The following is a 24000-nucleotide window of genomic DNA, read 5'->3' on the forward strand; positions in this document are numbered from 1 at the left end:
ACCCTCCATCACTCCACACCACCGGCATCGGGTCAACCGTGGCGATGCTGGGGTAGACTGTCGCAGCTTCACGGAGGTTTCAGTGCTCGATCCCATTCAACCGGCCCGGCCCGAGGGGCTTGCGATGATCATCATGCTGGGGGTGATCACCGCCTTCGCGCCCTTATCCATCGATCTCTATCTGCCCGGGCTGCCACTGATCGAGCAGGACCTTGCCACCACCGCGGCGCTCACCCAGCAAAGCTTGAGTCTGTTTTTTATCGGCCTGGCCACCGGACAGTTGCTCTACGGCCCGCTCGCCGATCGCTATGGCCGGCGTGGGCCGCTTCTGGCCGGCACCCTGCTCTATCTCGCCGCCAGCCTGGTCTGCGCCCTCGCCCCCGGCATCGAGGCACTGCTCGGCGCGCGGCTCGCCCAGGGCTTTGGCGCGGCCGCCGGCCCGGTCATCGCCCGGGCGGTGGTCCGTGACATCTACACCGGCCGCCGGGCGGCCCGGGTGATGTCTTTTGTGATCCTGGTGATGACCATGGCGCCGCTGATCGCCCCGGTCCTGGGCGGGTGGCTCAGTGCGACGCTGGGCTGGCGGGCGACGTTCTGGGCGCTGGTGGCGTTTGCCATCACCTGCATTGCCATGATGGTGACCAGCCTGCCCGAGACCCACCCCCTGGATCGCCGGCCCACCGCACCGCTGCGGCGGTTGTTTGCCGGCTACGTCCCCATCCTCCAGGACCCCCTGGCCCTGGCCTATCTGGGCGCCGGTGGCATGGCCTTTGGGGCGCTTTTTGCCTATGTCTCGGGCTCGCCGTTTGTCTACACCCGCGTCTTTGGCGTCGACCAGGCGCATTTCGGGTTGTTCTTTGCCTTGAACGTCGTGGGGCTTTTGATCGGCAACCTCACCAACGGCCAGCTGGTGATGCGCTTTGGCCACCGGCCCATGCTCACCGCCGGGGTGGTGACCATGACCGCCGCTACGCTGGTGATGCTGGTGATGACGCTTGCCGGCATTTCTGGCCAGTGGCTGATTACGCCGGTGCTTTTTATCGCGCTGAGCACCGTGGGGGTGATCGCCGCCAACACCGTGGCGGGGCTGCTGGACCGTCACCCGGCGCATGCCGGGGCGGCATCGGCCCTTTTTGGGGTGTTTCAGTTCGGCCTCGGGGCGTTGTGTGCCTCGGTGGTGGGCTTTATCGATGCCGGGCCGTTGATCACCATGGTGGCGGTGATGAGCGCCGCCGCGGTGCTGGCGCTGGCCTCGGTGGGCGCACTGTGGCTGCAGCTTCGCCGGCCGGCGGTGGCGCTTTGACGAGCGATTCGCGGTATCCTTGCCGGTAGATGACAACGAGGTGGCCCATGGGGCAAATACGCGCAACCCTTTTGATGCTCGCCGCGGCCATACTGGCAACCGGTGGGGCGGCGAGTGGCGTGGCGGCGGCCAGCACCGGCGATGGCACACCCCGGGGCCTGGCGCCCGAGGCGGTGGTCGAGAAGGTGGTCACCGACGCCTTACAGACCATCGCTGAGCAGCATGAGCGCATCCAGGCCGACCGGGACTCGGCCCGGGCCATTTTTGATGAGCGCATCCTGCCCTTTGTGGATACCCAGGTCATGGCGCGTTTTGTCATGGGACCGGCCGCCCGGCAGGCCCAGCCCGGGGAGATCGAGCGGCTCGAATCGGCGCTTGCCCGGCGCATCGGCAACCTCTACGCCGGCGCCCTGCAGCGCTACACCCGCGAGGCGGTGGATTTTGCAAGCGAAGGTGAAGTCGCCCTTCGCACCGTCACCCAGGACGACCGCCGGGCGGTGATTGCCGCCAACGTCCGCGGCCCCCATGTGGATGACATGACGCTGCGCATCCAGCTCTACCACCGCGATGATCGCTGGCGGGTTTTTGATATCGAGACAAGCGGGGTGAGCATCCTGCTGGTCTTTCGCGATGCCCTGCAGTCCGCCGGCCGCAACGGCGATGTCGATGCCATGATCGCCGCCCTCGAAGACGGTGCAGTGGATGTCGACAGCGCCTGGCAGAGCGGCAGCGATCCGGCCGATACCACCGACTGATTGGCCGGCGGTCGGGGCTAGTAGCCGGTCATCTCGAGATACCCCACGCCCTCGGCGTCGCCGGCCACCGCCACGGCCCCTTCCCAGTAGCGCACCGTGGTGGGCATCTCCTGGGCATCCACCCGGGCGGTGATCTCGAGCGCCAGCGAGGCCGCCGGCAAGCTCAGTGTCCAGGCCACCGGATAGCGCGAGCCGGTGCTGGGGCTTTCCCAGTAGCGGGTGGGGGTGAGCTCGAAATCATCGGCGGTGAGGCGTTTTTTGCGGCCATCCGCATCCACCAGAACGCCGGCGGAATGCGGGTCGGTGCGCCCATCGCGCCGGCGCAGTCGATAGACCATGACATCCCGGCCATCGGCAAGCTGCAGGGCAAACCAGTCCCAGCCCTGCTGGTTGGCATCGAGTGCGCTGGTGGACCACTCCCGATCCAGCCAGGCACTGCCCCGGGCCGGCACCCGGCGGCCGTCGAACTCGATTACCCCGTCGGCGGCCAGGCGGGTGTAGGAGTAATAGCGCGAGGCGTTGGCCGGGTCGGCGCCCTTTTGGCTATAGCCGCGATCGCCCTGCAACACATGGGGCTTTAGGGCGTCGACCCGCAGCTCGATGGCAATGCCCTTTTCAGGCGCCCGGGCCTTTAAGGTGGCCGGGAAAAGCGCCGCCGGGCCGTGGCTTTCGATCACCCAATCATCCATCCACACGCGCACCGGCTCGGTCTCGGCGCCGGCAAGGCCCACCGCCCCGCGCTGATAGCGCTCGCTTGCCCGGTGCTCGCCACCGTCGATATCGGTGATCGCAAAATGCCCCATCCAGGCCTGACGGCTCGCCCAGTCGGAGGCGCGATCCTCGGCCCGCGGCGCCAGCGCCGAGCGGAACAGCGTTAACTGAAAACCGTAGTCCCGGCCATCCTCGCCGGTGAGATTGCCGGTGAAATACCACCACTCGGTGCGATAGTCGGGGTGGGCGCCATGATCCTGCGGAAAGTCCAGGGGCGCGGGCCCGGTCACCCGGGCAAAGGCATCGGCATCGGCGGTCGGCCCCATGGTCTCGGCCAGGCTCTGCCCGGCGGGGGTGGGGGGCGCGCTCAGGCCGCCGGTCCGCAGCCAGGCGATGGCCCCGCCGGTGATGACAAGTGCCAGTAACACCAGCAATGTTGGATCGGCTCGCCGCATCACTCCCCCTTGAGTCCCTCGACAATCGGCATCCGCGCCGCCCGCCAGGCCGGATAGACCGCGGCGATCAGCGCCGCCACCACCGCCAGCATGACCCCTTCGACCAGCGGCGCGGCCTGAAGGTCAAACCCCATGGTCCAGCCATAGGCCCGGCGGTTGATGACAAAAACCAGCAACCCGGCAAGCGCCACCCCCAGCGGGATGGCCCAGAGCCCGGCGATCAGGCCCAAAAGCCCGCTCTGCCCGCCCACCAAACCGGCAAGCCCGCGACGGGTCACGCCGGTGGCACGCAAAACGGCAAACTCGCGCATCCGATCGAGGTGCAAGGCCATCAACGCACTGATCACGCCCACAAACGCCACCAGCCCCGCCAGCCAGCGCAAAACCTCGGTAATGGCAAAGGTGCGGTCAAAGATCATCAGCGACTGCTCGAAAACCGCCGCGTTATCCGTCACCCGACCGCCCGGGACACCCGCGAGCAGGCCTTCCAGGCGTCGGCCCAGCGTCGTTCGGTCAGCATCGGTGGTGGCATGGACGCTAATGCCATCGATCCCCTCGTCGTCGAAAAAGCGCTGATAGAGCGAGCGGCGCATGAGCACCACGCCGGTGGGTGCGGAATAGTCGCGGTAGACTCCCGCCACCCGCAGGCTGACATCACCGCTAGGCAGCGGCAGGATCAGCCGGTCGTCCACCGCCAGTTGCCGGCGCGCGGCAAAGGGCTCGCTAACCAGCACCGCCGCGTCATCTTCGAACGCCGCCCGGGCGGCGGCCGGATCGCCCTGGCGGATTGCCACCTCGGGCCGACGGCCATCGGGCAGCCCCAGGGCCCAGAGCTCCACCGGCCCGTCGGCGGTGGGCAGCTCGTACCAGCGAGAGCGGCTGACAAAATCCACCGCCTCGAGTGCGGCGGCCTCATCCGCCTGGCCGTCGGTCAGTGAGGCCGGCGCGGTGAGGTAGAAATCCGCCGCCAGCGAGCCGGCGAGCCAGTCGACCACACTGCCGCGAAAGCTCGCGATCATAATCGCCACGCCGATCACCGCCGCCACCGCCACCGAAAGCGCAGCCACCGCCACACCAGTGCGGCTCAACGAAGCCACCGCGCCTTCGACGATCAACCCGGCGTAGGGACGACCGGTGACCCGGGGTCGCAGCAGGCCGCCGGTCAGCAGGATCACCCCCGGTGCCAGAAACGCCGCCCCCAGGATCAAGGCAAACAACCCGGCAAAGGCGGGGACCAGGGCATCGCTCAATGCGATTACTGCGGCGCCTAAGATCAGCAATCCACCGCCACCAACCGAAGCTCGGGTGGCCAGCCAGCGCGCGCGGCGCTCGAGATCCGATCGCGAAAGCGCCGAGCGCGGCGGGGTGGCGGCAGCTTCCCGGGCCGGTGCCAGGGCGGCCAGCAACGAGCCGCCCAGACCGACCAGCAACCCGGCCGCCAGGCTCCAGGCCGAGAGCACCAAATCACCGGCGGCGCGCTCGAAGTAAACATCGTTGACGGTCTGTAGCACCAGCCCCACCAGGCCGTGGGCGAGCGCAAAGCCAAGGCCCAGGCCCATGATCGTGCCCGCCGCGGCGATTAAAAGCGCATCACCCAGGACCTGCAGCAGGATCTCGCGACGTTGCACTCCCATCGCCCGCAACACCCCGATCGTCGGACGCCGGCGGACCGAGAGAAAGCTTAGCGTGTTGAACACCAGAAAGGCCCCCACCACCACCGCCAGCAGCGACAGGGCGGTCAAGTTGATGTGAAAGGCCCGGCTCATCTGCAACACCGAGTTGCTGCTCGCCGCCGCGGGCACCAACCGCACGCCGGATGGCAGGGTGGTGGCAAGCGCCCCGGCCTCATCATCCGTCAGGATCAAATCGATGCGATCCAGCCGGCCGAGGCGGCCCAGCAGGCTTTGGGCGGCGGCAATATCCGCAAGGATCAGCCCCCGGCCCTGGTCTTCTGGGTCGTCCACCACCGCCACCACGGTGACCCGCCGCGACTCGCCGGCCACCACCAAGTCCAGGTGATCACCGGCGGCGACCCCCAGCCGTTCGGCCTCGCCACTGCCGATGGCCACGGCATCATCCCGCAGCAGCAGATCGTTAAAGGCGTCCCCCAGGCCCTCGCCACTGCCGAGCGGCCGCTGGAACGGACCCTCGGCAAAGGCATCCAGCCCCAGCAATGTCATGGGCCGGCGCGACTCGTTGACAAGGGTCACCCCGCCCTGGATGACCGGTGCGGCCTGGCGCAGGCCCTGCTCGGTACGAAGCCGGGTGTAGACACGCTCATCCAGGCCCTTTGGCCCACCCACCAGCTGATGCGTGGCCTTGCCGGTGACCGATTCCAGCGAGACCCGCATCGCCTCGCGGGCGGAGTGGTTGGCAAGGTCCACCGCCACCACTACGGCCACGGCGATGGCCACGCCCAGTACGGCGAGGCCGGTCTGCAGCGGGTGGCGACGCAGGTCGCTGCGGCCGATCCGGCCGAGCAGTCGGTTCACGAAAGCGCCTCCGCCGGGGTGCTGTCATCGTCGGTGGTCTCGGCGTCGGCGGCCACCAGTTGCCCGTCTCGGATGGTTAAAAGCTGATCGGCGAGACCGGCCACCTCGCGGGCGTGGGTGACCATCACCAGGGTCCGGCCCTCGGCCCGGCAGAGTGCATCCAAAAGCCCCACGATGCGCTCGGCGTTTTCCAGATCCAGGTTGCCGGTGGGCTCGTCGGCCAGGATGAACTCCGGGCCATGGATCAGCGCCCGAGCGATGGCCACGCGCTGTTGCTCGCCGCCGGAGAGCCGATCCGGCCAGTCTGCGCCCCGGCCCGGCAGCCCCACCCGCTCGAGCCAGCCCTCAACCCGGCCGTCGTCGGCAAGCCCGTTCAAGGTCAGCGGCAGGCGCAGGTTATCCGCCACCGACAGCGTGGCGATGAGGTTGTAGGACTGGAACACAAACCCCATCCGCCGCCGACGCAGCGCGGTGAGGGCCCGGTCGCTGAGGGTGGCGATATCGGTGCCATCAATCCGCACCGTCCCGCGGCTGGGCAGATCCAGGCCCCCGAGCAGGTTGAGCAGGGTGGATTTGCCCGAGCCGCTGCGGCCAACCACCACCACAAACTCGCCGGCCCGGATGTGGCCGGAGACGTCGGTGAGGACCGTGCGGCGGGGCGATGTCCCGTACCAGCGGCTCAGTGCTTCGAAGGCAATGTCGGCCATGGAAGGCTCCCGGGTTTTACTGGCTGACCGATGGGGTGGCGACAGGTTCCAACCGTATCGCATATCCGCCCTGCCGGGGCTTTGTTATGCTGTCAGGCGACACTTTTTTCTGGATCCTCCGCATGACCGACCCCGACGGTGCCGAGATCGGCCCTCGCATCTACGAAGTGCCCCAGGGCGACGACCGCGAGCGACTCACCTGCCCGGACTGTGGCTTTATCGCCTATGAAAACCCCCGCATCGTGGTCGGCGTGGTGGCCCGGGCCGAGGATGAGCGCATTCTGCTCTGCCGCCGGGCCATCCCGCCGAGCATCGGCTACTGGACCCTGCCGGCCGGCTACATGGAGCTTGGCGAGACCGCCGAGGCCGGCGCCATGCGCGAGGCCTGGGAAGAGGCCCGGGCGCGGCTCACGCTGACCGGGCTGCTGGCGGTCTACAGCCTGGCGCGTATCCATCAGGTGCAGTTGATCTACCGGGCCGTGCTCACCGACGCGAACGTCGCCGCCGGCCCGGAGTCGCAGGCCGTCGGGCTTTTCCATTACTCGGACCTGCCCTGGGACGAGCTGGCCTTCCCGACGGTGGAGTGGGCCCTCACCCAGGATCACCAGGCCCATATGGAAGGCCACGGGCAGGCCTTTGCCAACCCGGCCACGGACGGCTGACCGGTCATGCAACCAACTAATAAGGAGCAAGCCATGGCGACAGCGACCCTGGGCGGCGGCTGCTTTTGGTGTATCGAGGCGGTGTTCCAAAAGCTAAAGGGCGTGCAGCAGGTGACCTCGGGCTATGCCGGCGGCCATGTGCCCGATCCGGATTATCGGCAGGTCTGTACCGGGCGCACGGGGCATGCCGAGGTGGTGCAGATCCAATACGACCCGTCGGTGATCGGCTTCGAGCCGCTGCTCGAGGTGTTTTTTGCCATCCATGACCCCACTACCAAGGATCGGCAGGGGGCCGACGTGGGCCCGCAGTACCGGTCGATCATCCTGTGGGCCGACGAGACGCAGCGCGACATCGCGCAGACGGTGATCGACCGGCTGACCCATGAGGGTGCGTTTGATGATCCTATCGTCACCGAGATCCAGCCGCTTGAGCGGTTCTATTCCGCCGAGGCCAATCATCAGGACTTCTACCGGACCAACGCCCCGATGCCCTACTGCCAGGTGGTCATCGAGCCCAAGCTCGAGAAGGCTCGATCCACCTTCGCGGCATTGATGGCCGAGTAGCGCCCGCCCGGTGGCGGACGGGGCAAAGGGTCAGTCGTCCGCCGGCGCCTCTTGGACCAGCACCCACGGGGCGGCCACCACGGCCCAGAGCACCGGGTCACGGGCATGCCAGTCACGGGCATCCGATTCGCTGGCGCGCCAGACCTGACGGGCGGTCATCCATTCCATCACCCGGGCCTCGTCATCGCGGACAAAGGCCGCCGCCACGGCCACCAGATCCAACGACGGCTCGACCTTCACCACCACCCCCCGGGCAAAATGCCGGGCCAGTTCGGCCCAGCGAATGCGGCCGGTTTCGGTGTTCAGGCGGGTCTCCAGGGGGATGTCTGAGTCACTCATACGGAATATCCAGTCGCCCATCGGGCGTTGCGTTTTTGCAACTTTATCAGGCCTGACTAGAACGTCATCACGCAACTGCCTGAAAAATTCAGGAGATTTTTTTGCGACAGGGCGTTTGCATGGGGCAAAAAACTAGGCTATGTTTCTTCCTGTGCGCAACAACGTGGACCTCTGTGTTGCATTTGCACCACAGCGACTCGAAAAGGCGTACATTAATCGAACAGTCGGGGTAGCTCCCCGGCATGAATGTTCAAACCTAACCCATATGGGGGAATTTGAAATGATGAAGAAGACAACTTCTGCCCTGGCCGTCGCGGCCCTGCTGGGCACCGGCGCAGCTTCCGCTGCTACGTTCCAGGTAAATGACAACACCTCATTCGGCGTCGCGGCCAACATCGGCTACTCGTACGTTGACGGGACGAACGCTGACGGTAGCAGCAACACCCGCCTCGCCGACAACTCCTCGGACCTGCGCTTCTCCGGCGAGGCGGTAAGTGATTCGGGGCTGACGAGTGAGCTTTACATCGAACTCGACAAGTTCGGTACCACTGATGGTGACGTTCTGCAGGACATCAACACGGATCAGATGTACATCGGCCTTGGCGGTGACTTCGGCAACGTGCAGCTGGGCACAGACATTGGCACTTATGGCGTAGTTGATGGACTCAAGGACATTGACATCTGGAGCGGTGTGACCGGATTCGGCAACGACGACGACAACGCGATCCGCTACACGCTACCCGAGATGAATGGTCTGAGCGTGCAGCTGGGTGCCAACGCCTACGACGATGCTGACGAGCAGGGAGACGGTACCTCCGTCAATGCGGGCGTGGTTTACGACCTCGGTAACGTATCGCTCTCCGCGGCGGTCGATAATCGCGGCGGCCTGGATACCGGCGATGACACGCTCTACGGACTCGGTGTTGCCACATCTCTTGGCGGCGCGAACATCCACGCCACTTACGAAGAAGATACCGCGGCTGAGGTGACGCTCATGTCATTGACGTCCACCTACAGCGTCGATAGCTGGTACTTCTACGGTGTGGCACAGAGCGTGGAAGGCGACGACGAAGCCGCGCTGCAGAATGTTGTGACGGCCGCTGGTGATGACTCGGTGACCCAGCTGAACTTTGGCGTTGGCTACTCGATCATGGACAACGTCACCGTTTATGCGGAGGCAACCCGCCAGGGTCAGGACAACGATGCTGGAGATCAGAACTCGCTGAGTGTGTTTGTCTCGTTCTAATAAGGACATCTTTCCTGACAGTAAAGCGGCCTCCGGGCCGCTTTTTTTTGCCTGAAAGAAAGGCGCTGGACGGCCTTCAACCCAATTCACTGGACGTAGGGCCGATGCCGGCATAGGCTGCGCCGCCATGAGTGCCCGGGACTGGTTGTTGTTGGTGATTCTCTCCACGGTCTGGGGCGGATCGTTTTTCTTCTTTGAGGTGGCGTTGCAGACACTGCCGCCTTTTACGGTAGTGCTTGGCCGGGTGGGCCTGGGCGCGATTATCCTGCTCGCCGTTGCCCGGGCCCGGGGCGAGCGGCTGCCTTTCTCCGCCGCCATCGCCCGGCGTTATCTGCTGCTGGGGGGCATCAGCAACGCCCTGCCCTTTTCGTTCATCGTCTGGGGGCAGACGCAAATCCCCAGTGGATTGGCCTCGATCATCAACGCCATGACGCCCATCTGGGCGGTGTTGGTGGGACTGATGATCGGCAGTGACGAGCGGTTGACGCCGGCGAAGGCCGTGGGCGTTGTGCTCGGCTTCTGCGGGGTGGCCGTCCTGATGGGGCCCGACCTGCTGCAGGAACTCGACCCCTACAGCCTGGGCCAGCTCTCGGTGCTGGGGGCGACGATTTGCTATGGCTTTGCCGTGCACTATGGCCGGCGGTTTGGCGACACGCCGGCGCTGGTCAATGCCGCCTATATGCTCACCGCCGCCACCGTCTGGTTGACCCCGGTGGCGTTACTGGTCGACCAGCCCTGGACCCTCGACCCGGGGCTGACCGGTTGGGGGGCGCTGCTGGGGCTATCGATCATCTGCACCGCCTTTGCCTATCTGCTTTATTTCCGCATCCTGGCCTCGGCCGGGGCCACCAACATGTCGTTGGTGACCTTTCTGGTGCCCGTCTCGGCCATCACCCTGGGGGCGGTGTTGCTGGGTGAACGCCTGGGGCCTACGGCCTTTGCCGGCATGGCCATTCTCTTTGCCGGGCTTGCCATTATCGACGGCCGGGCCCTACGACTGATCCGCGGGCGCTGAGTCGCTGTCAGCCGCCTCCGCCAGGGGCCGGAAAAGGGCCTCGACCGCCGCCGGGTCCAGTGCCTCGTCGGTGGCGCCACCGGCTTCGCCCAGCAACCGCTCGCCCAGGGCGGCCTTGTCACGCTGCAGCCCCATGATCCGGTCCTCCACCGTATCCCGGGTGAGCAGATGATAGACAAACACCGGCTGATCCTGGCCGATGCGGTGGGCACGGTCCGTCGCCTGGCGGGTCACCGCCGGGTTCCACCACGGATCATAGTGGATCACCGTATCCGCGGCGGTGAGGTTGAGCCCCGTGCCCCCGGCCTTGAGGCTGACCAGAAAGATCGGCACCTCGCCGCTCTGGAACCGCTGCACCTGCCCTTCCCGATCCCGGGTCTCACCAGTCAGCCGGGCCCAGTCGAGCCCCCGGGCCGCCAGCGCGGCCTCGATGATCGAGAGCATGCGGGTGAACTGCGAGAAGATCAGCATCCGCCGGCCGCCCTGCAAAAGATCATCCACCAGCTCCATCAACAAATCCATCTTGGCCGACTCGCGGGCGGTGGCCGGGGCGTTGGCCACAAGCTGCGGGTCACAGCAGACCTCGCGCAGCTTGAGCAGGGCATCGAGGATCAACACCCGGGACGAGCCGCTGCCATGCCCGGCCTGGGCCAGGGCCTCACGCACCCGGGCGTGCTGGCCGGCGCGAAGCTGCTCGTAGAGGGTGCGCTGGCCGCCGGTCAACTCGGCATAGAGGGGGATTTCGGTTTTGGCGGGCAGATCCCGGGCGATGGCCTGTTTAGTCCGGCGCAGCAAAAAGGGACGCACCCGCTCGCGCAGGGCCTCGAGCCGGCCGGCGTCCTCGTCCTGCTCGATGGGGCGGCGGTAGACGCGCTTGAACGCCGAGGCATTGCCCAGAAGCCCAGGCACGGCAAAATCAAACTGCGCCCAGAGCTCGCCTAGGTGGTTTTCAAGCGGTGTGCCGGTGAGGCTCAGGCGTTGATGGGCCTGGATGGCGCGCACCGCCCGGGCCGCCTGGGCGCGGGGGTTTTTCACCGCCTGGGCCTCGTCCAGCACCAGCAAATGCCAGGGCTGGGCCTGGAGGGCTTCGATATCCCGGACCAGCAGGCTGTAGGTAGTGAGCACCACATCATATCGGCCCAGCCGGCCATAGGCGCTGTGGCGTTGGGGCCCGTGCAGGCGCAGGACCGAAAGCCCGGGGGCAAACCGGCCGATCTCGCGCGCCCAGTTAAAAAGCAGACTGGTGGGCACCACCACCAGGCTGGGCAGCGCCGCCCGGCCGGATTCTTTCTCCAGCAGCAGGTGGCTGATGATCTGAAGCGTCTTGCCAAGCCCCATGTCATCGGCAAGCACCCCGCCCAACTCCAACCTTGCTAAGCGCTGCAGCCAGGCCACGCCCTCGCGCTGATAGGGCCGCAGCTCACCATGGAGCCCGCGGGGGGTAGCAATGTCGTCGCACTCCGCCATGGCCTCGAGCTCGCCGCCCAGCCGCCGCAGATCCGCATCGCCCACCCAGTCGAGCCCATCGCCTTCGGCCCGGGCCAGTCGATCGAGCACATTGGCCCGGCCCACCGGCAGCATCAGCCGTCCGTCCCGCAGCTGCGCGGCCGGGTCATAAAGCTCAGTGAGGCCTTTTAACAATGGCACCAGGCGCTTGGCAGGCACCGGCACCAGCCGCCCATCGCCCAGATCCACCAGCAGATGGCTGTCCGGGTCGATGGCATCTAGATACCCGGGCGCCATGGCCTCGGGGTTTTCGCGGATAAGCCCCAAAAGCAGCGGGATGAAGGCATGGCGCTCGCCATCGACCTCGATGGCAAGATCCAACCCGAACCAGCCCGGCTGCTGTGGCTCGCGACGGGCCTCGGCCTGCCAGCGATCTGCCGCCACCAGCCGCCACGGAAAGCAGGGCTCGGTGATCACCCGCCAGCCGTCGGCCTGCAGGGCGGGCACGGTGCCGGCGACGAACTTGCGCCAGTCGCCGGCCTGATCCGGCGCCAGGCGGCTTTCGTTCATGCTGCCGGTGGGCTTGAGCCCGGCCTCGGTCAGTCTCGCGCGGGCCCGCTGCTCGGCGGCCGGATCGCGGGGGTATTCGCGAAGCTCGCCGGCCTCGAAGGCGGTGATGCACTCGCCGGTGTCATCGGCATGCACCGGATGACCGTCATAGTCAAAGCCGAATACCGCCACCGCCTCGCCCCGCTCGAGGCGACTGCCCCGGCCCGGCTCGTCCAGGCGGGTCAGTCGCAGCGTGGGCACCGGCGCGACACCGGTCATGCGGCGGCGCCGGGGCGCTTGTGGGGTGGGTAGCGGCAGATCCCGGCGGGCCATTTCATCGGCCATCGCGGGCACCTCGGCCGGCGCTACCGCCGGGCCCTTTTCAAGCCCCTCGATGAGCGCCGGCGCAAGCCCGGTCTCGAGCACGCCGAAGGCCCCGCTCGATGGCTCGAGCCACAGCGGAGGTTGACCCGGCAGCGCCACGGCACCGTCATCGGCCACCGGCACAAGGCGCTGGGTGCCATCGTCACGCACCCGCCAGCGGAACCGCCCCGGCCGCGCTTCGGCCGGCTGCAGGGCCGGATTGTCCGGGGACTGCCAGTGGGCCTGACCGGTCTCGGCCATGGCTTTTAAAAGGAAATCCAGATCGGCCCCGGCGATGGGCTGACCGGGTTCGGGCAAAAGCCGCAGCAGCCGGCGATCGGCTGGGGTGAGCAGCCCCTCGGGGGCGCGCCGCAGCCCCTGAAAGGGCAGAAGCCGACCATAGCCGCCCTGGCGACGGCGCCGCGCGCGGCGCAGGGTGACACTGACCGCACCGGCTTCATCGCGATCCAGCAGATAGATCAGCACCTCGGGGTGGCGGGGACTGGGGCGGCCCTCGGTGGTGTTGTCGGCGTGCAGGGCCTCGAGCTCAGCGAGCCATTGGGTGATGGCCGGGTTGGCCTTGCGCAGCCCCGCCGGGGTCTTTCGGCCCAGGTAGTAGAGCAGCGCCGCCACGGCATGGGCGCAATGGCCGCCGGCCTCACAGCTACAAAAGGGGGTGACCGGCCGGGCCGACGGCAGGGGATGGATGCGGCAGTCCACCGAATGGACATGCCGGCGGTCGGCCTGGACGCGGGCAAAAAACCCCTGGCCACCCGGGCTGCAGTCGATCACCGCCTGGGCGCGCAGCAGCCGCTCGCCCGCCTCCAGCGCCTCGCGCGGAAAGTCGGCCCAGATGGCGGCTTCGCCGCGCTCTGCAATCCAAGCCTCTAGCGGTTCGCCCAACGCCATGCTCCCGGGTATGCCATGAACAACCCGACAGCATACGCCGATTCAATTTCAATTGGGTATCGTCCGGCTCCGATTAACCGCCGCTCACCGGCGGCAGTAGGACAAGGGTCTCATCCGGGGCGATGGTCGCCTGGCGCGATCGCATGGTATCGCCCACCGCGCAGGCGACGCGGGGCAGGTGGGGCGCCAGACCGGGGTAGGTCTCGACCAGCGCCTGTAGCACCTGCTCGATGGGAGCTGGTTGGGTGAGCGGGGTCTCCACCCGATCGCTGCCGGCGGCCTCACGCAATAAGCCATAGAGTTCAACTTGCATAACGCCCTCCCGAGACCTTTTCCATTATCCATAAAAAACCCCGCTCGGGGCGGGGTTCGGGGTATGGCTGGGGGACCAGGATTCGAACCTGGGTTGACGGAGTCAGAGTCCGCAGTCCTACCGCTAGACGATCCCCCAATAAACCTTTTAGCGCTTCGAGAACTGGGTCGCGCGACGGGCCTTGTGCAACCCGATTTTCTTGCGCTCGACCATCCGGGCATCCCGGGTGACGTACCCGGCCTTGCGCAGGCTGCCCTTGAGCTCTTCATCGTAGTTGATCAGCGCCCGGGTGATCCCGTGACGGATCGCACCGGCCTGACCGCTGGAGCCGCCGCCCTCAACACTGACCTTGATGTCGAGTTTGTTGCTGGTCTCGGTGAGCTCCAGGGGCTGGCGGACCACCATGCGGGCGGTCTCGCGGCCGAAGTACTCATCAAGCGGCTTGCCGTTGACGGTGATGTTGCCGCTGCCGGGGCGCATGTTGACCCGGGCCGCGGAGGTCTTGCGTCGACCGGTGCCGTAATACTGTTCCACTGCCATCGCTTGCTTGCTCCGACTCAGATTTCCAGCGCCTGGGGCTGCTGGGCGTGATGCTGGTGTTCGCTACCGCTGTAGACCTTAAGCTTTTTGATCATCTCGCGGCCCAGGCGGTTTTTGGGCAGCATGCCTTTGACGGCAAACTGAATAGCCCGCTCGGGATGCTCGTCGATGAGCTTCTCGAAGGTTGTCGACTTCATATTGCCGACATAGCCGGTGAAGCGATGATAGGTCTTTTGCTGCGCCTTGCGGCCGGTGATGTTCACCTGCTCGGCGTTGACCACGACGATGTAGTCACCGGTATCCACGTGGGGGGTGAACTCTGGCTTGTGCTTGCCCCGCAGGCGAAAGGCGATCTCCGAGGCGAGCCGCCCCAGGGTCTTGCCTGCGGCATCCACCACATACCAGTCACGCTGCACTTCCGCCGCTTTGGCGCTGAATGTCTTCATGGGTGTCCAATCTCCGAAGCCGACGCTCCCGAATTAAGACCGCGCAGTTTACACAGCGCCGCCCCCCGAGACAACCGCATCAACCCTGCGCCACCACCTCGTAGCTGTGGGTCACCGGACAGGCCTTGGCCAGCATGATGGAAGCCGAGCAGTATTTCTCGGCCGATAGCTGCACGGCTCGGGCCACGGCGGCGTCCTTGAGCCCCTCGCCGCTGACCCGGAAATGCAGATGGATCGCGGTAAAGACCTTGGGCGGTGTCTCGGCCCGCTCGGCTTCGACCTCGACCTCGCAGTCCGAGACCGGGTGCCGGCCCCGCTCGAGGATGTAGACCACATCTACCGCCGAGCAGCAGCCCAGGCTTTGCAGCATCAACTCCATGGGGCGGGGCCCGCGCTCTTGCCCGCCCAGATCCGGCGGTCCATCCACCGTTAGTCGGTGGCCGCTGCCGGTCTCCGAGGCAAAGGCCATGCCGTCGAGCCAGCGTGCACGGGCCTTCATGGCGTATCCCCCATGTCTGCACCCCTCCAGATGGGTCATTTGAGCGAACCGTGGACTGAGTATAACTTCCGGCCCGCTTGGCTCGAAATCCGTTTCAGGCAACAAGACAGGGAGGTTTCATGTCACCCGAGACCATCCGATTCTTCGAACGCCCCGCCATCGTCGAACTGCTGCGGCACTGCAAACGCGACCGCTATCAGCCCGGCGCCCTGCTACTCCAGCGCGATGCCCCCAGCCAATGGCTGTATCTGCTGCTGGAAGGCTCGGTCAGCGTGCTCGAGGACGACGAGGAGGGCCGGGAACTGATCCTCGCCTATCTCAACCCCGGGGATTTCTTTGGCGAGATGGGGCTTTTCGGGGATACCGGCCGGCGCAGCGCCTGGGTGCGGGCGCGCAGCCACTGCCGGGTGGCGGCCATCAGCTACGAGCGCTTTGGCCAGCTCCAGCAGCGTGCCCCGCAGGTCCTCCACCCGGTGATCGAGCAGATGACCCGCCGGCTGCGCCATACCAACCGGCGCTTCCGCGACCTGGCGTTCGAGGATGTCCGAAGCCGGGTGATCGCCACGCTCGATGACCTGGCGCGCCAGCCCGATGCCATGACCCATCCGGATGGCATGCAGCTAAAAATCACCCGCATCGAACTGGGACGTCTGGTGGGCTGCTCGCGCGAGATGGTCGGCCGGGTACTCAAGGACCTGGAGGATGACCGGCTCATCTCGGCCGAGGGCCGGCGCATCGTCGTCCGCGATGCCCGTTAGGCGATCGCCCCGCGACCGTGACACCCGGCGCACCGCGGTGGCCTAGAAAAGCTCGGCGAGCTTCTCGCCGGGCGCCTCGGCGCGCATGAACGCCTCGCCCACCAAAAACGCGTTGACCCCGTCGGCCTGGATCTGGGCGACATCGGCGCGGGTGTGGATGCCGCTTTCGCAGACCAGTCGGGTGCCATTCGGCACCTCTGCGGCCAGGCGCGTGGTGGTGGCGATATCCGTCTCAAAGCTGCGCAGATCGCGGTTATTGATGCCAAGCAGCGGCGGCGAAATCGCAAGGGCGCGCGCCAGCTCGTCATGGTCATGGACCTCGACCAGGACATCCATGCCGAGCTCGGTGGCCAGATCATGAAGCGCCTTGAGTCGGGCATCGTCCAGGATGGCGACGATCAGCAACACGCAATCTGCCCCCAGGGCTCGGGATTCGATGACCTGATAGGGGTCGATGACAAAATCCTTGCGGATCACCGGCAGTGTGCAGGCCGCCCGGGCCGCTTGCAGATGCGCATCGGCGCCGGCAAAGAAATCCGCCTCGGTAAGTACTGACAGGCAGCTCGCCCCGCCGGCCTCGTAGCTGCGAGCGACCGCGGCCGGGTTGTAGGGATCGCGCAACACCCCCTTGCTGGGCGAGGCTTTCTTGGCCTCGGCAATCACCGCCGGCCGGCCGGCGGCAAGCCGGGCATCGATCGCCGCCACAAACCCACGGGGTGCGTCGGCTTCGGCCAGGGCCTCGCGAAGCGCCGCCTCGGGCCGGGCCCGGCGCGCGGCCTCGAGACGCTCGGCCTTGCGCTCGACGATGCGTTTTAGGATATCCGGCGCCGAGTCGAGGGCGCTCATGGCTCGCCGCCCAGGCGCTGGCTGACGGTGAGAAAATCATCAAACCGCTCGCGCACCGCCCCTTCGGCGAGCAGCGTCTGCGCCCGGCGCACCCCATCGGCCAGATCCGGGGCGAGGCCGGCGACATGGATGGCGGCGCCGGCGTTGATTGCCACCAGATCTGTCGCCGGGCCGGTTCGACCATCAAAGACCGCTTCGATGATCTCGAGGCTCTCCTCGGCCGAGTCCACTTTCAGCTGATCCAGCGAGGCCGGCGTCATGCCGAAATCCTCGGGGCGGATCAGATACTCGCGCACCTCACCGCCCTTGAGCTCCGCCACCCGGGTGGCGGCCCCGATGCTGATCTCATCGAGCCCATCTTCAGAGTGCACCACCATCACCCGTTCGCTGCCCAGGGTCTGGAGCACCTCGGCCATGGGCCGGACCCAGCGGTCGCTGAAAACCCCCAAAAGCTGATTGGGCGCGCCGGCCGGGTTGGTCAGCGGCCCGAGCAGGTTGAACACCGTGCGTACGCTCATTTCCTTGCGCGGGCCGATGGCATGGCGCATGGCCTGATGATGCTGGGGGGCGAACAAAAACCCCACCCCCACGGTGTCGATGCACTCGGCGACCGCCGCCGGATCGAGCGCCAGGTTGGCGCCGGCGGTCTGCAGCAGATCGGCGCTGCCTGAACGGCTCGAGACCGAGCGATTGCCATGCTTGGCCACCCGTCCGCCGGCGGCGGCCACCACAAAGGCCGAGGCGGTGGAGATATTGAACGTCCCCCGCGAATCACCTCCGGTGCCGCAAGTATCCACCAGATGGGTGGGGTCCACCGCCACCCGGGTAGCGAGCTCGCGCATCACACCGGCGGCGGCGGCGATCTCCTCGACGGTCTCGCCCTTGACGGCCAGCCCGACCAGAAAACCGCCAATCTGGGCCGGTGTCGCCTCGCCGGTCATGATATAGCGCATCACCACGCTCATCTGCTCGGCGCTTAGATCGGTGCCATCCATGACCTCGCGGATTGCCGCCTGCATCTCCATGCGCGATCCCCCTCAGGCTGCGGCGGCTGGCCGCGTGAGAAAATTGTTCAAAAGCTCGTGCCCGGCGCCGGTGAGTATGGACTCGGGGTGGAACTGCACCCCTTCGATATCCAGCTCGCGGTGCCGGATCCCCATGATCTCCTCAAGCGAGCCATCCTCGAAGGCCGTCCAGGCGGTCAGCTCAAAGCACGCCGGCAGCGTCGAGGCATCGAGCACCAGCGAGTGATAGCGGGTGGCCTCCATGGGCTGGGGCAGTCCGGCAAAGACCCCCTGGCCGCGGTGGTGGACCGCCGAGGTCTTGCCATGCATCACCGAGCGGGCGTGGATGACATCACCGCCGAAGGCCTGACCGATGGCCTGATGGCCCAGACAGACCCCCAGCATGGGGATCTGCCCCGCGAGCTCGCGGGCCACCGCCAGCGACACCCCCGCCTCGTTGGGGGTGCAGGGGCCGGGGGACAGCACGATGCGCTCGGGCGCCAGGCGCTTGATCTCGTCGACAGTGATCGCGTCGTTGCGTTTGACCACCACCTCGGCGCCCAGCTCACCCAGGTATTGCACCAGGTTGTAGGTAAACGAGTCGTAGTTGTCGATCATCAAAAGCATGTCGCCCCCCCCGGGCTCAGGGCCCGTCCAGCCCCGCCTCGGCCATGGCCACGGCGCGGAAAAGCGCCCGGCCCTTGTTGACTGTCTCTTCCCATTCCGCCGCCGGATCCGAGTCGTGGACCACGCCGCCCCCGGCCTGCACATGGACCCGGCCATCCTTGATGACCGCGGTGCGAATGGCAATGGCGGTATCCATGTTGCCCGACCACGACAGATACCCCACGGCACCGCCGTAGACGCCCCGCTTGACCGGCTCGACCTCGTCGATGATCTCCATCGCGCGGATCTTGGGCGCGCCGCTCAGCGTCCCCGCCGGGTGGGTGGCGCGCAGCAGATCCATCGGCCCCAGGCCTTCACGCAGCGTGCCGGTGACGTTCGAAACAATATGCATGACATGGCTGTAGCGTTCGATGGTCATCTGATCAGTCAGTCGCACCGACCCCACCTCGCTGACCCGGCCGATGTCATTGCGGCCCAGATCGATGAGCATCAAATGCTCGGCGCGCTCCTTGGGGTCGGCCAGCAGCTCGGCCTCGAGGGCCTGGTCCTCGTCGCGGTGGCGGCCGCGCCGGCGGGTGCCGGCGATGGGCCGGACCGTGGCCTCACCATCCTCGAGCCGCGCGAGGATCTCCGGCGACGAGCCCACCACCTGAAAGTCGCCAAAATCCAGATAGAAAAGATACGGCGAGGGGTTGGTGCAGCGAAGCGCGCGGTAGAGATCCAGCGGCCGGCCGCCATAATCGGCACTCATCCGCCGCGAGGGGACCACCTGCATGCAATCGCCATCGACGATGTACTGCCGGATGCGCCCGACCATGGCCAGATAATCGTCGCGCTCGATCGACGAGTCGAAATCCTCTTCGGCCACCGCCCGGGGCGGGGCCGGCCGGGCATAGGCAAGGGCCTCCTCGCGCAGCTGCCCGGCCAGCGCCTCGAGTCGGGCCTCGCCGTGGGCCAGGGCATCCGCCTCGTCCGGGTCGATGTTAACGATGAGATAAAGCCGGCCGGCGAGGTTGTCGAACACCAGTACCTCGTCGGATTCCATGAGCAGGATATCCGGCACCCCCAGGGGGTCCGGGTTGGGGCATTCGGCAAGCCGGGGCTCGATATAGCGGATGGTGTCGTAGCCAAAATACCCCACCAACCCGCCGAGAAAACGGGGCAGACCGGGCAGATCCTCCGGCGGGGCAGCGGTCACGGCGCGGTGACGATGCTCGACCCACGCCAGCGGATCTTCTACCGACTGGCTGGCGATCCGCTCACCGTCCGCCCAGGTCTCGACCTGGTGGCCGTAGATCCGGTACTGACGCCGGCAGGGCAGCCCGATAATGGAATACCGCCCCCATTGCTCGCCGCCCTGGACCGATTCAAAAAGATAGCTGCCGGCCGCCGCCGCCAGCTTGAGATAGGTCGAAAGCGGGGTGTCGAGATCCGCCAGCAAGGCCTTGACCAGCGGCACCCGGCCATAACCGGCCCGGGCATGGGCCTTGAGGGTGTCAGACTGCATCGTGCATCGCCCCAAGTGCTGCAAGCCGCGCCGCCAAGGCGTCCACGCGAAGGGTCATCGCCGCGGGATGATCGGCAAATACCGCCTCATCGCCTGGATAGCCATAAGGCACACGCACCATGGGCATGCCCGCCGCCCAGGCGGCATCCCGGTCCGCCGCCGAGTCGCCGACATAAAGGCTCTGTCCGGCGGCGACCCCCAGCTGCGCGGCGGCATGTAATAGGGGTGCCGGATCGGGCTTTTTAACCGCCAGGGTGTCGCCACTGACCCGCACGGCAAAAAACCGCTCGAGCCCCAGCGCCTCGAGCAACGGTAAGGTGAAGGCGCCGGGCTTGTTGGTCACGACCGCCATGGGACACTCCAGTGCCGCGAGCTGGGCCAACCCCTCGACCACCCCGTCGTAGACCCGGCTGGCTTGCACCAGACAGTCGCGGTAGTGGTGGAAAAACGCCGCCATGGCCGCCTCGGTCTGGGCGGGTTCGGCGTCAATCTCTCGCTGCCCGGCGAGCGCCCGGGCCACCAGCCGCCGGGCCCCATTGCCAATCCATGCCCGGGCCTGGGCTTCGGTGATCGGCGGGCGGCCCAGATCGGCCAGGCTGCGATTGACCGCCGTGGTCAGATCCGGGGCGCTATCCACCAGGGTGCCGTCCAGATCGAACAAAACCGCCTGGGGGTAGAAAAGCGTCATCGCCCGGCCCCGGCACGGCGGCGCATCTCGGTGATGACCGCGGCATAGTCGGGCTGGCCGAAAATCGCCGAGCCGGCGACCACCGTATCGGCTCCGGCGGCCACCACATCGGCGATGTTATCCGGGCCCACCCCGCCGTCGACCTCGAGCCGCACCGGCCGATGGTGCGCATCGATCAGCGCCCGGGCCTCGCGCAGCTTCTCGAGGGTGGCGGGGATGAACTTTTGCCCGCCAAACCCGGGGTTGACCGACATCAAAAGCACCAGATCTACCTTGTCGATGACATAGCGCAGGCAATCGAGCGGTGTTGCCGGGTTGAATACAAGCCCCGTCTGACAGCCCTGGTCGCGGATGAGCTGGAGACTGCGGTCGATATGGTCACTCGCCTCGGGGTGAAAGCTGATGAGCGTGGCACCGGCGGCGGCAAAATCGGGGATGAGCCGATCCACCGGCCGGACCATGAGGTGGACATCGATGGGCGCGGTGATGCCATGGCCGCGCAGAGCCTGACAGACCACCGGGCCAAAACTCAGGTTGGGCACATAGTGATTGTCCATGACATCAAAATGCACCCAGTCGGCACCGGCGTGGAGGACATCGGCCACCTCTTCGCCCAACCGGGCAAAGTCGGCCGCCAGAATGGATGGGGCAATGACAAGATCCTGCATAGGCGGAATGCTAGCAGAAGGGCGGATCACTCGCGCCCCCGGCGCAGCCCCTCGAGCAGCGAGCGTCGCACGGCGATGAAATCGGCCGGGCCGTTGAGCCGCGCCAGCTGAAGCGCCCCCTGGGCGGCGGCCAGTATCACCCGCGCCTCGTCCGCGGGGTCTGCTTGAAAACCGAATTCGCCAATCTCCCGGCCTTCGGCAAGGGCATCCGCGAGGAAGGCCAGCAAGTCCTCGCGCAGGCCCTCGGCCTCGGCACAGGCCGCCGATGGCAGGCTGGCGTACTCCACCCCGGCCACCCCCAGCGGATCGACCCGTTCGCGCTCGAGGTTGCGGCCGGTCAGATCCAGAAACCGCCGCAACCGGGCCGTGGGGCTGGGGCTGGTCTGGCCCAGCTGCTCGCGCCACCAGATGAAATGCTCGCGATAGGCAGCGAACACCGCGGTGACCAGGGCCTCTTTGGTGGCAAAGTGGTAATGCACCGCGCTGCTACGGATCTCGAGCGCCGCGGCGATCTGCCCAAAGCTAAAGCCGTGATAACCGCGCTGCTGCAGCCACTGCGCTGCCAGGCGCAGGATCCGCCGACGGGTCTCGCCCCGGGGGCGACGCTGACCGGCGGCCACCGACTATGCGCCGATGGCCAGCTCGGCCAGGTTGCAGGGCCGATGCCGGACATCCAGCTGGTCGTGGAGGATGCCATCCCAGCCGTCGCGACAGGCCCCGGGCGAGCCCGGCAGGGCCGCCACCAGGGTGTGGTTGGCGACACCAGCCAGCACCCGGGACTGCAGCATCGAGGTGCCGATCTTCTCGCGCGAGATCTGCCGGAAGAGCTCGCCGAACCCCGGGATCTCGCGATCCAGCAACACCCTCACGGCATCCGGGGTCACATCCCGGTCGGTAAAGCCGGTCCCGCCGGTGGTGATCACCGCCTGAACCGCCGCATCGGCGATCCACGCCGAGACCACCCGCCGGATCTGGTAGCGATCGTCCACCACGATTTCGCGGGCCACCACCCGGTGGCCGTCGGCCCGGGCGCGCTGCTCGAGGGTGTCACCCGAGCGGTCATCCGCGCTGCCCCGCGTATCCGAGACGGTGAGAATGGCAATGGCAATGGGGGTGAAGGTGCGCTGGGTGCTGGTCAACGTGGCGGCTCCTTATCCGGTCAGCGCTCAAAATACCCGCTCGGGGCGCGGCACACCAAGCCGGCAAGGCTGTACAATGGACGTTTCATCCAAAAGCAGGAGTAGGCATGGAGTCTCGGCGGATTGCGGTCGTGGGCGCGGGTGTCGCCGGCATTGGCGCAGCGTGGCTGCTAGCGCGGCGACACGAGGTGACGCTTTTCGAGGCCAACGACCGCCTGGGCGGGCACAGCAACACCGTGAGCTGCGACATGCCCGAGGGCGAGATCCCCGTCGATACCGGGTTTATCGTCTACAACGAGCCCAACTACCCGCAGCTCTCGGCGCTTTTCCGGCATATCGACCAGCCCACCCACGCCTCGGATATGTCCTTTGCCTTTGCCGCCACCGACATCGACTTGGAATATGCCGGCAGCGGACTGGGGACATTGTTTGCCCAGCGCCGCAACCTGCTGCGGCCCCGGTTCTGGGGCATGGTCCGCGATATCCTGCGCTTCAACCGCGAGGGCAATGCCCGGCTGGACAGCGGCCGCGGCCACGACCAGACCCTGGGCGAGCTGCTGGATGAGCTCAAACTGGGCGAGGCGTTCCGGCGGTTCTACCTGCTGCCCATGAGTGCCGCGATCTGGTCGTGCCCGCAGGATGTCATGCTGCGCTTCCCGGCGCGGTCGTTTTTGCAGTTTTTCTACAACCACGGGCTCATCCAGCTGCGTGACCGGCCGCAGTGGCGCACGGTCACCGGCGGCAGCCGCGAGTACATCCGCCGCATGCGACCGGCCATCCACCAGATCCACACCGGCACCCCGGTGCACTCGGTCCGGCGCACCGCCGATGGCGTGCGCCTGGGCGGCGCGGCCGGTGATCTGGGCGAATACGATGCGGTGGTCATCGCCAGCCACGCCGACCAGGCCCTTGGCATGCTCGATCAGCCAAGCGACGACGAGGCCCGGCTGCTCGGGGCCTTTGGCTATTCCGACAACGATGCCTGGCTGCATACCGATGCGGCTTTGATGCCGCGGCGCCGGGCGGTCTGGTCGTCCTGGAACCATCTCACTGCCCGCAGCCGCGATGGCCAGCAGCCGGTCTCGGTGACCTACTGGATGAACCGGCTGCAGGCGCTGCCAACGGCAACGGATATCCTGGTCACCCTCAACCCGCTGCAGGCACCCGACCCGGCCCGGGTCATCCGGCATCAGCGCTACGCCCACCCGATCTTCGATCAGGCGGCCATCGCCGCCCAGGGGCAGCTCAACGACATCCAGGGCGTCGACCGGATCTGGTATTGCGGCAGCTATCACGGCTACGGCTTCCACGAGGATGCCTTTGCCAGCGCCGTGCGCGTGGCCGAGCGCCTCGGCGCGCCACCGCCGTGGATGGGCGAAGCGCCGGTGCAGGACAGCTCCTCGCCGCAACTCGCCCCGGCGCCGCTGGGTGCAGGGGCAACCGCCTGAC

25 protein-coding genes and 1 tRNA gene are annotated in these 24000 nt (G+C 66.9%); 8 read left to right on the plus strand and 18 right to left on the minus strand.

Annotated features, from left to right (window positions below; all coding sequences use genetic code 11):
- Window positions 1-82 precede the first annotated feature (82 nt).
- A complete protein-coding gene (locus V6X73_RS08050; protein ID WP_367959371.1) occupies window positions 83-1303 on the plus strand; it encodes a Bcr/CflA family multidrug efflux MFS transporter in 1221 nt (406 codons plus the stop codon).
- Window positions 1304-1350: 47 nt separating this feature from the next.
- The gene (locus V6X73_RS08055) at window positions 1351-2058 is read left to right on the plus strand and encodes an MlaC/ttg2D family ABC transporter substrate-binding protein (RefSeq protein WP_367959372.1); all 708 of its coding nucleotides are present in this window, start codon (window positions 1351-1353) and stop codon (window positions 2056-2058) included.
- Window positions 2059-2075: 17 nt separating this feature from the next.
- Here the strand turns inward: V6X73_RS08055 and V6X73_RS08060 are convergent, their stop codons facing one another.
- The 3 genes from V6X73_RS08060 to V6X73_RS08070 are packed head-to-tail and all read right to left on the minus strand — an operon-like array spanning window position 2076 to window position 6423.
- Window positions 2076-3224, minus strand: a complete 1149-nt coding sequence (locus V6X73_RS08060; protein ID WP_367959374.1) for a lipocalin-like domain-containing protein — start codon at window positions 3222-3224, stop codon at window positions 2076-2078.
- The gene (locus tag V6X73_RS08065; protein WP_367959375.1) at window positions 3224-5716 is read right to left on the minus strand and encodes an ABC transporter permease; all 2493 of its coding nucleotides are present in this window, start codon (window positions 5714-5716) and stop codon (window positions 3224-3226) included. The genes V6X73_RS08060 and V6X73_RS08065 overlap by 1 nt, the downstream gene beginning before the upstream one ends.
- Window positions 5713-6423, minus strand: a complete 711-nt coding sequence (locus V6X73_RS08070) for an ABC transporter ATP-binding protein (RefSeq protein ID WP_367959376.1) — start codon at window positions 6421-6423, stop codon at window positions 5713-5715. The genes V6X73_RS08065 and V6X73_RS08070 overlap by 4 nt, the downstream gene beginning before the upstream one ends.
- Before the next feature lie 122 nt (window positions 6424-6545).
- Between V6X73_RS08070 and V6X73_RS08075 the strand changes: the two genes are divergently transcribed.
- Window positions 6546-7085 (plus strand): NUDIX hydrolase, encoded by a 540-nt coding sequence (locus V6X73_RS08075; protein WP_367959377.1) that lies wholly within the window; start codon window positions 6546-6548, stop codon window positions 7083-7085.
- A 33-nt stretch (window positions 7086-7118) separates the two neighbouring features.
- Window positions 7119-7649: a peptide-methionine (S)-S-oxide reductase MsrA gene (gene msrA, locus V6X73_RS08080; protein ID WP_367959378.1), complete on the plus strand. Its 531-nt coding sequence runs from the start codon at window positions 7119-7121 to the stop codon at window positions 7647-7649.
- A 30-nt stretch (window positions 7650-7679) separates the two neighbouring features.
- Here the strand turns inward: msrA and V6X73_RS08085 are convergent, their stop codons facing one another.
- Window positions 7680-7988, minus strand: a complete 309-nt coding sequence (locus tag V6X73_RS08085; protein ID WP_367959379.1) for a DUF2288 domain-containing protein — start codon at window positions 7986-7988, stop codon at window positions 7680-7682.
- 280 nt (window positions 7989-8268) lie between these two features.
- Here V6X73_RS08085 and V6X73_RS08090 point away from each other — a divergent pair, with 280 nt between their 5' ends.
- Both V6X73_RS08090 and V6X73_RS08095 read left to right on the plus strand, forming a co-directional pair.
- A complete protein-coding gene (locus V6X73_RS08090; RefSeq protein ID WP_367972846.1) occupies window positions 8269-9234 on the plus strand; it encodes a porin in 966 nt (321 codons plus the stop codon).
- A 127-nt stretch (window positions 9235-9361) separates the two neighbouring features.
- Window positions 9362-10249, plus strand: coding sequence for a DMT family transporter (locus V6X73_RS08095; protein ID WP_367959381.1), 888 nt, complete (start codon window positions 9362-9364; stop codon window positions 10247-10249).
- Here the strand turns inward: V6X73_RS08095 and V6X73_RS08100 are convergent.
- The 6 genes from V6X73_RS08100 to V6X73_RS08125 form a co-directional block, all read right to left on the minus strand.
- Window positions 10226-13510, minus strand: a complete 3285-nt coding sequence (locus tag V6X73_RS08100; protein WP_367959382.1) for an SNF2-related protein — start codon at window positions 13508-13510, stop codon at window positions 10226-10228. The two genes, V6X73_RS08095 and V6X73_RS08100, sit on opposite strands and share 24 nt — an antisense overlap.
- Window positions 13511-13589: 79 nt before the next feature.
- Entirely contained in the window at window positions 13590-13829 is a 240-nt protein-coding gene (locus V6X73_RS08105; protein WP_367959383.1) for a MoaD/ThiS family protein, read from the minus strand.
- A 64-nt stretch (window positions 13830-13893) separates the two neighbouring features.
- A tRNA-Gln gene (locus V6X73_RS08110) sits at window positions 13894-13967 on the minus strand.
- A gap of 9 nt (window positions 13968-13976) precedes the next feature.
- Window positions 13977-14369 (minus strand): 30S ribosomal protein S9, encoded by a 393-nt coding sequence (rpsI, locus tag V6X73_RS08115; protein ID WP_367959384.1) that lies wholly within the window; start codon window positions 14367-14369, stop codon window positions 13977-13979.
- Window positions 14370-14386: 17 nt separating this feature from the next.
- Window positions 14387-14815 carry a 50S ribosomal protein L13 gene (rplM, locus tag V6X73_RS08120; protein WP_367959385.1) on the minus strand — a complete coding sequence of 143 codons (429 nt, stop codon included), beginning with the start codon at window positions 14813-14815 and terminating at the stop codon, window positions 14387-14389.
- 79 nt (window positions 14816-14894) lie between these two features.
- Window positions 14895-15314 (minus strand): OsmC family protein, encoded by a 420-nt coding sequence (locus V6X73_RS08125; protein WP_367959386.1) that lies wholly within the window; start codon window positions 15312-15314, stop codon window positions 14895-14897.
- Window positions 15315-15433: 119 nt separating this feature from the next.
- Here V6X73_RS08125 and crp point away from each other — a divergent pair, with 119 nt between their 5' ends.
- Window positions 15434-16072 (plus strand): cAMP-activated global transcriptional regulator CRP, encoded by a 639-nt coding sequence (crp, locus tag V6X73_RS08130; protein WP_367959387.1) that lies wholly within the window; start codon window positions 15434-15436, stop codon window positions 16070-16072.
- Window positions 16073-16114: 42 nt separating this feature from the next.
- On the opposite strand, the gene trpC is transcribed toward crp, so the two are convergent.
- Genes trpC through moaB form a run of 8 tightly spaced genes read right to left on the minus strand, consistent with a single transcriptional unit; the run spans window position 16115 to window position 22551 of the window.
- Window positions 16115-16918, minus strand: a complete 804-nt coding sequence (gene trpC / locus V6X73_RS08135) for an indole-3-glycerol phosphate synthase TrpC (RefSeq protein ID WP_367959389.1) — start codon at window positions 16916-16918, stop codon at window positions 16115-16117.
- Complete coding sequence (trpD, locus tag V6X73_RS08140; RefSeq protein WP_367959390.1) at window positions 16915-17943, minus strand: anthranilate phosphoribosyltransferase; 1029 nt, start codon at window positions 17941-17943, stop codon at window positions 16915-16917. Before trpD ends, trpC begins: the two co-directional genes overlap by 4 nt.
- A gap of 12 nt (window positions 17944-17955) precedes the next feature.
- Window positions 17956-18549, minus strand: a complete 594-nt coding sequence (locus V6X73_RS08145) for an anthranilate synthase component II (RefSeq protein WP_367959391.1) — start codon at window positions 18547-18549, stop codon at window positions 17956-17958.
- A 16-nt stretch (window positions 18550-18565) separates the two neighbouring features.
- Window positions 18566-20056 carry an anthranilate synthase component I gene (gene trpE / locus V6X73_RS08150; protein ID WP_367959393.1) on the minus strand — a complete coding sequence of 497 codons (1491 nt, stop codon included), beginning with the start codon at window positions 20054-20056 and terminating at the stop codon, window positions 18566-18568.
- Window positions 20046-20744 (minus strand): phosphoglycolate phosphatase, encoded by a 699-nt coding sequence (locus V6X73_RS08155; protein WP_367959394.1) that lies wholly within the window; start codon window positions 20742-20744, stop codon window positions 20046-20048. Before V6X73_RS08155 ends, trpE begins: the two co-directional genes overlap by 11 nt.
- Window positions 20741-21412: a ribulose-phosphate 3-epimerase gene (rpe, locus tag V6X73_RS08160; RefSeq protein WP_367959395.1), complete on the minus strand. Its 672-nt coding sequence runs from the start codon at window positions 21410-21412 to the stop codon at window positions 20741-20743. The genes V6X73_RS08155 and rpe overlap by 4 nt, the downstream gene beginning before the upstream one ends.
- Before the next feature lie 26 nt (window positions 21413-21438).
- Window positions 21439-22032, minus strand: a complete 594-nt coding sequence (locus V6X73_RS08165; RefSeq protein ID WP_367959396.1) for a TetR/AcrR family transcriptional regulator — start codon at window positions 22030-22032, stop codon at window positions 21439-21441.
- Between the two features lie 3 nt (window positions 22033-22035).
- Window positions 22036-22551 (minus strand): molybdenum cofactor biosynthesis protein B, encoded by a 516-nt coding sequence (moaB, locus tag V6X73_RS08170; RefSeq protein ID WP_367959397.1) that lies wholly within the window; start codon window positions 22549-22551, stop codon window positions 22036-22038.
- Between the two features lie 107 nt (window positions 22552-22658).
- Between moaB and V6X73_RS08175 the strand changes: the two genes are divergently transcribed.
- A complete protein-coding gene (locus V6X73_RS08175; protein ID WP_367959398.1) occupies window positions 22659-23999 on the plus strand; it encodes an NAD(P)/FAD-dependent oxidoreductase in 1341 nt (446 codons plus the stop codon).
- Window position 24000: the final 1 nt, after the last annotated feature.

Origin of the sequence: Spiribacter pallidus, from assembly GCF_040838495.1 — a bacterium.
GTDB lineage: Bacteria > Pseudomonadota > Gammaproteobacteria > Nitrococcales > Nitrococcaceae > Spiribacter > Spiribacter pallidus.

Coding starts and splice junctions, on each gene's coding strand:
- V6X73_RS08055 (WP_367959372.1), top strand. CDS start 1,351: ATGGGGCAAATACGCGCAACCCTTTTGATGCTCGCCGCGGCCATACTG.
- V6X73_RS08060 (WP_367959374.1), bottom strand. CDS start 3,224: ATGCGGCGAGCCGATCCAACATTGCTGGTGTTACTGGCACTTGTCATC.
- V6X73_RS08070 (WP_367959376.1), bottom strand. CDS start 6,423: ATGGCCGACATTGCCTTCGAAGCACTGAGCCGCTGGTACGGGACATCG.
- V6X73_RS08075 (WP_367959377.1), top strand. CDS start 6,546: ATGACCGACCCCGACGGTGCCGAGATCGGCCCTCGCATCTACGAAGTG.
- msrA (WP_367959378.1), top strand. CDS start 7,119: ATGGCGACAGCGACCCTGGGCGGCGGCTGCTTTTGGTGTATCGAGGCG.
- V6X73_RS08085 (WP_367959379.1), bottom strand. CDS start 7,988: ATGAGTGACTCAGACATCCCCCTGGAGACCCGCCTGAACACCGAAACC.
- V6X73_RS08090 (WP_367972846.1), top strand. CDS start 8,269: ATGATGAAGAAGACAACTTCTGCCCTGGCCGTCGCGGCCCTGCTGGGC.
- V6X73_RS08095 (WP_367959381.1), top strand. CDS start 9,362: ATGAGTGCCCGGGACTGGTTGTTGTTGGTGATTCTCTCCACGGTCTGG.
- V6X73_RS08105 (WP_367959383.1), bottom strand. CDS start 13,829: ATGCAAGTTGAACTCTATGGCTTATTGCGTGAGGCCGCCGGCAGCGAT.
- rpsI (WP_367959384.1), bottom strand. CDS start 14,369: ATGGCAGTGGAACAGTATTACGGCACCGGTCGACGCAAGACCTCCGCG.
- rplM (WP_367959385.1), bottom strand. CDS start 14,815: ATGAAGACATTCAGCGCCAAAGCGGCGGAAGTGCAGCGTGACTGGTAT.
- V6X73_RS08125 (WP_367959386.1), bottom strand. CDS start 15,314: ATGAAGGCCCGTGCACGCTGGCTCGACGGCATGGCCTTTGCCTCGGAG.
- crp (WP_367959387.1), top strand. CDS start 15,434: ATGTCACCCGAGACCATCCGATTCTTCGAACGCCCCGCCATCGTCGAA.
- trpC (WP_367959389.1), bottom strand. CDS start 16,918: ATGAGCGCCCTCGACTCGGCGCCGGATATCCTAAAACGCATCGTCGAG.
- trpD (WP_367959390.1), bottom strand. CDS start 17,943: ATGGAGATGCAGGCGGCAATCCGCGAGGTCATGGATGGCACCGATCTA.
- V6X73_RS08145 (WP_367959391.1), bottom strand. CDS start 18,549: ATGCTTTTGATGATCGACAACTACGACTCGTTTACCTACAACCTGGTG.
- trpE (WP_367959393.1), bottom strand. CDS start 20,056: ATGCAGTCTGACACCCTCAAGGCCCATGCCCGGGCCGGTTATGGCCGG.
- V6X73_RS08155 (WP_367959394.1), bottom strand. CDS start 20,744: ATGACGCTTTTCTACCCCCAGGCGGTTTTGTTCGATCTGGACGGCACC.
- rpe (WP_367959395.1), bottom strand. CDS start 21,412: ATGCAGGATCTTGTCATTGCCCCATCCATTCTGGCGGCCGACTTTGCC.
- V6X73_RS08175 (WP_367959398.1), top strand. CDS start 22,659: ATGGAGTCTCGGCGGATTGCGGTCGTGGGCGCGGGTGTCGCCGGCATT.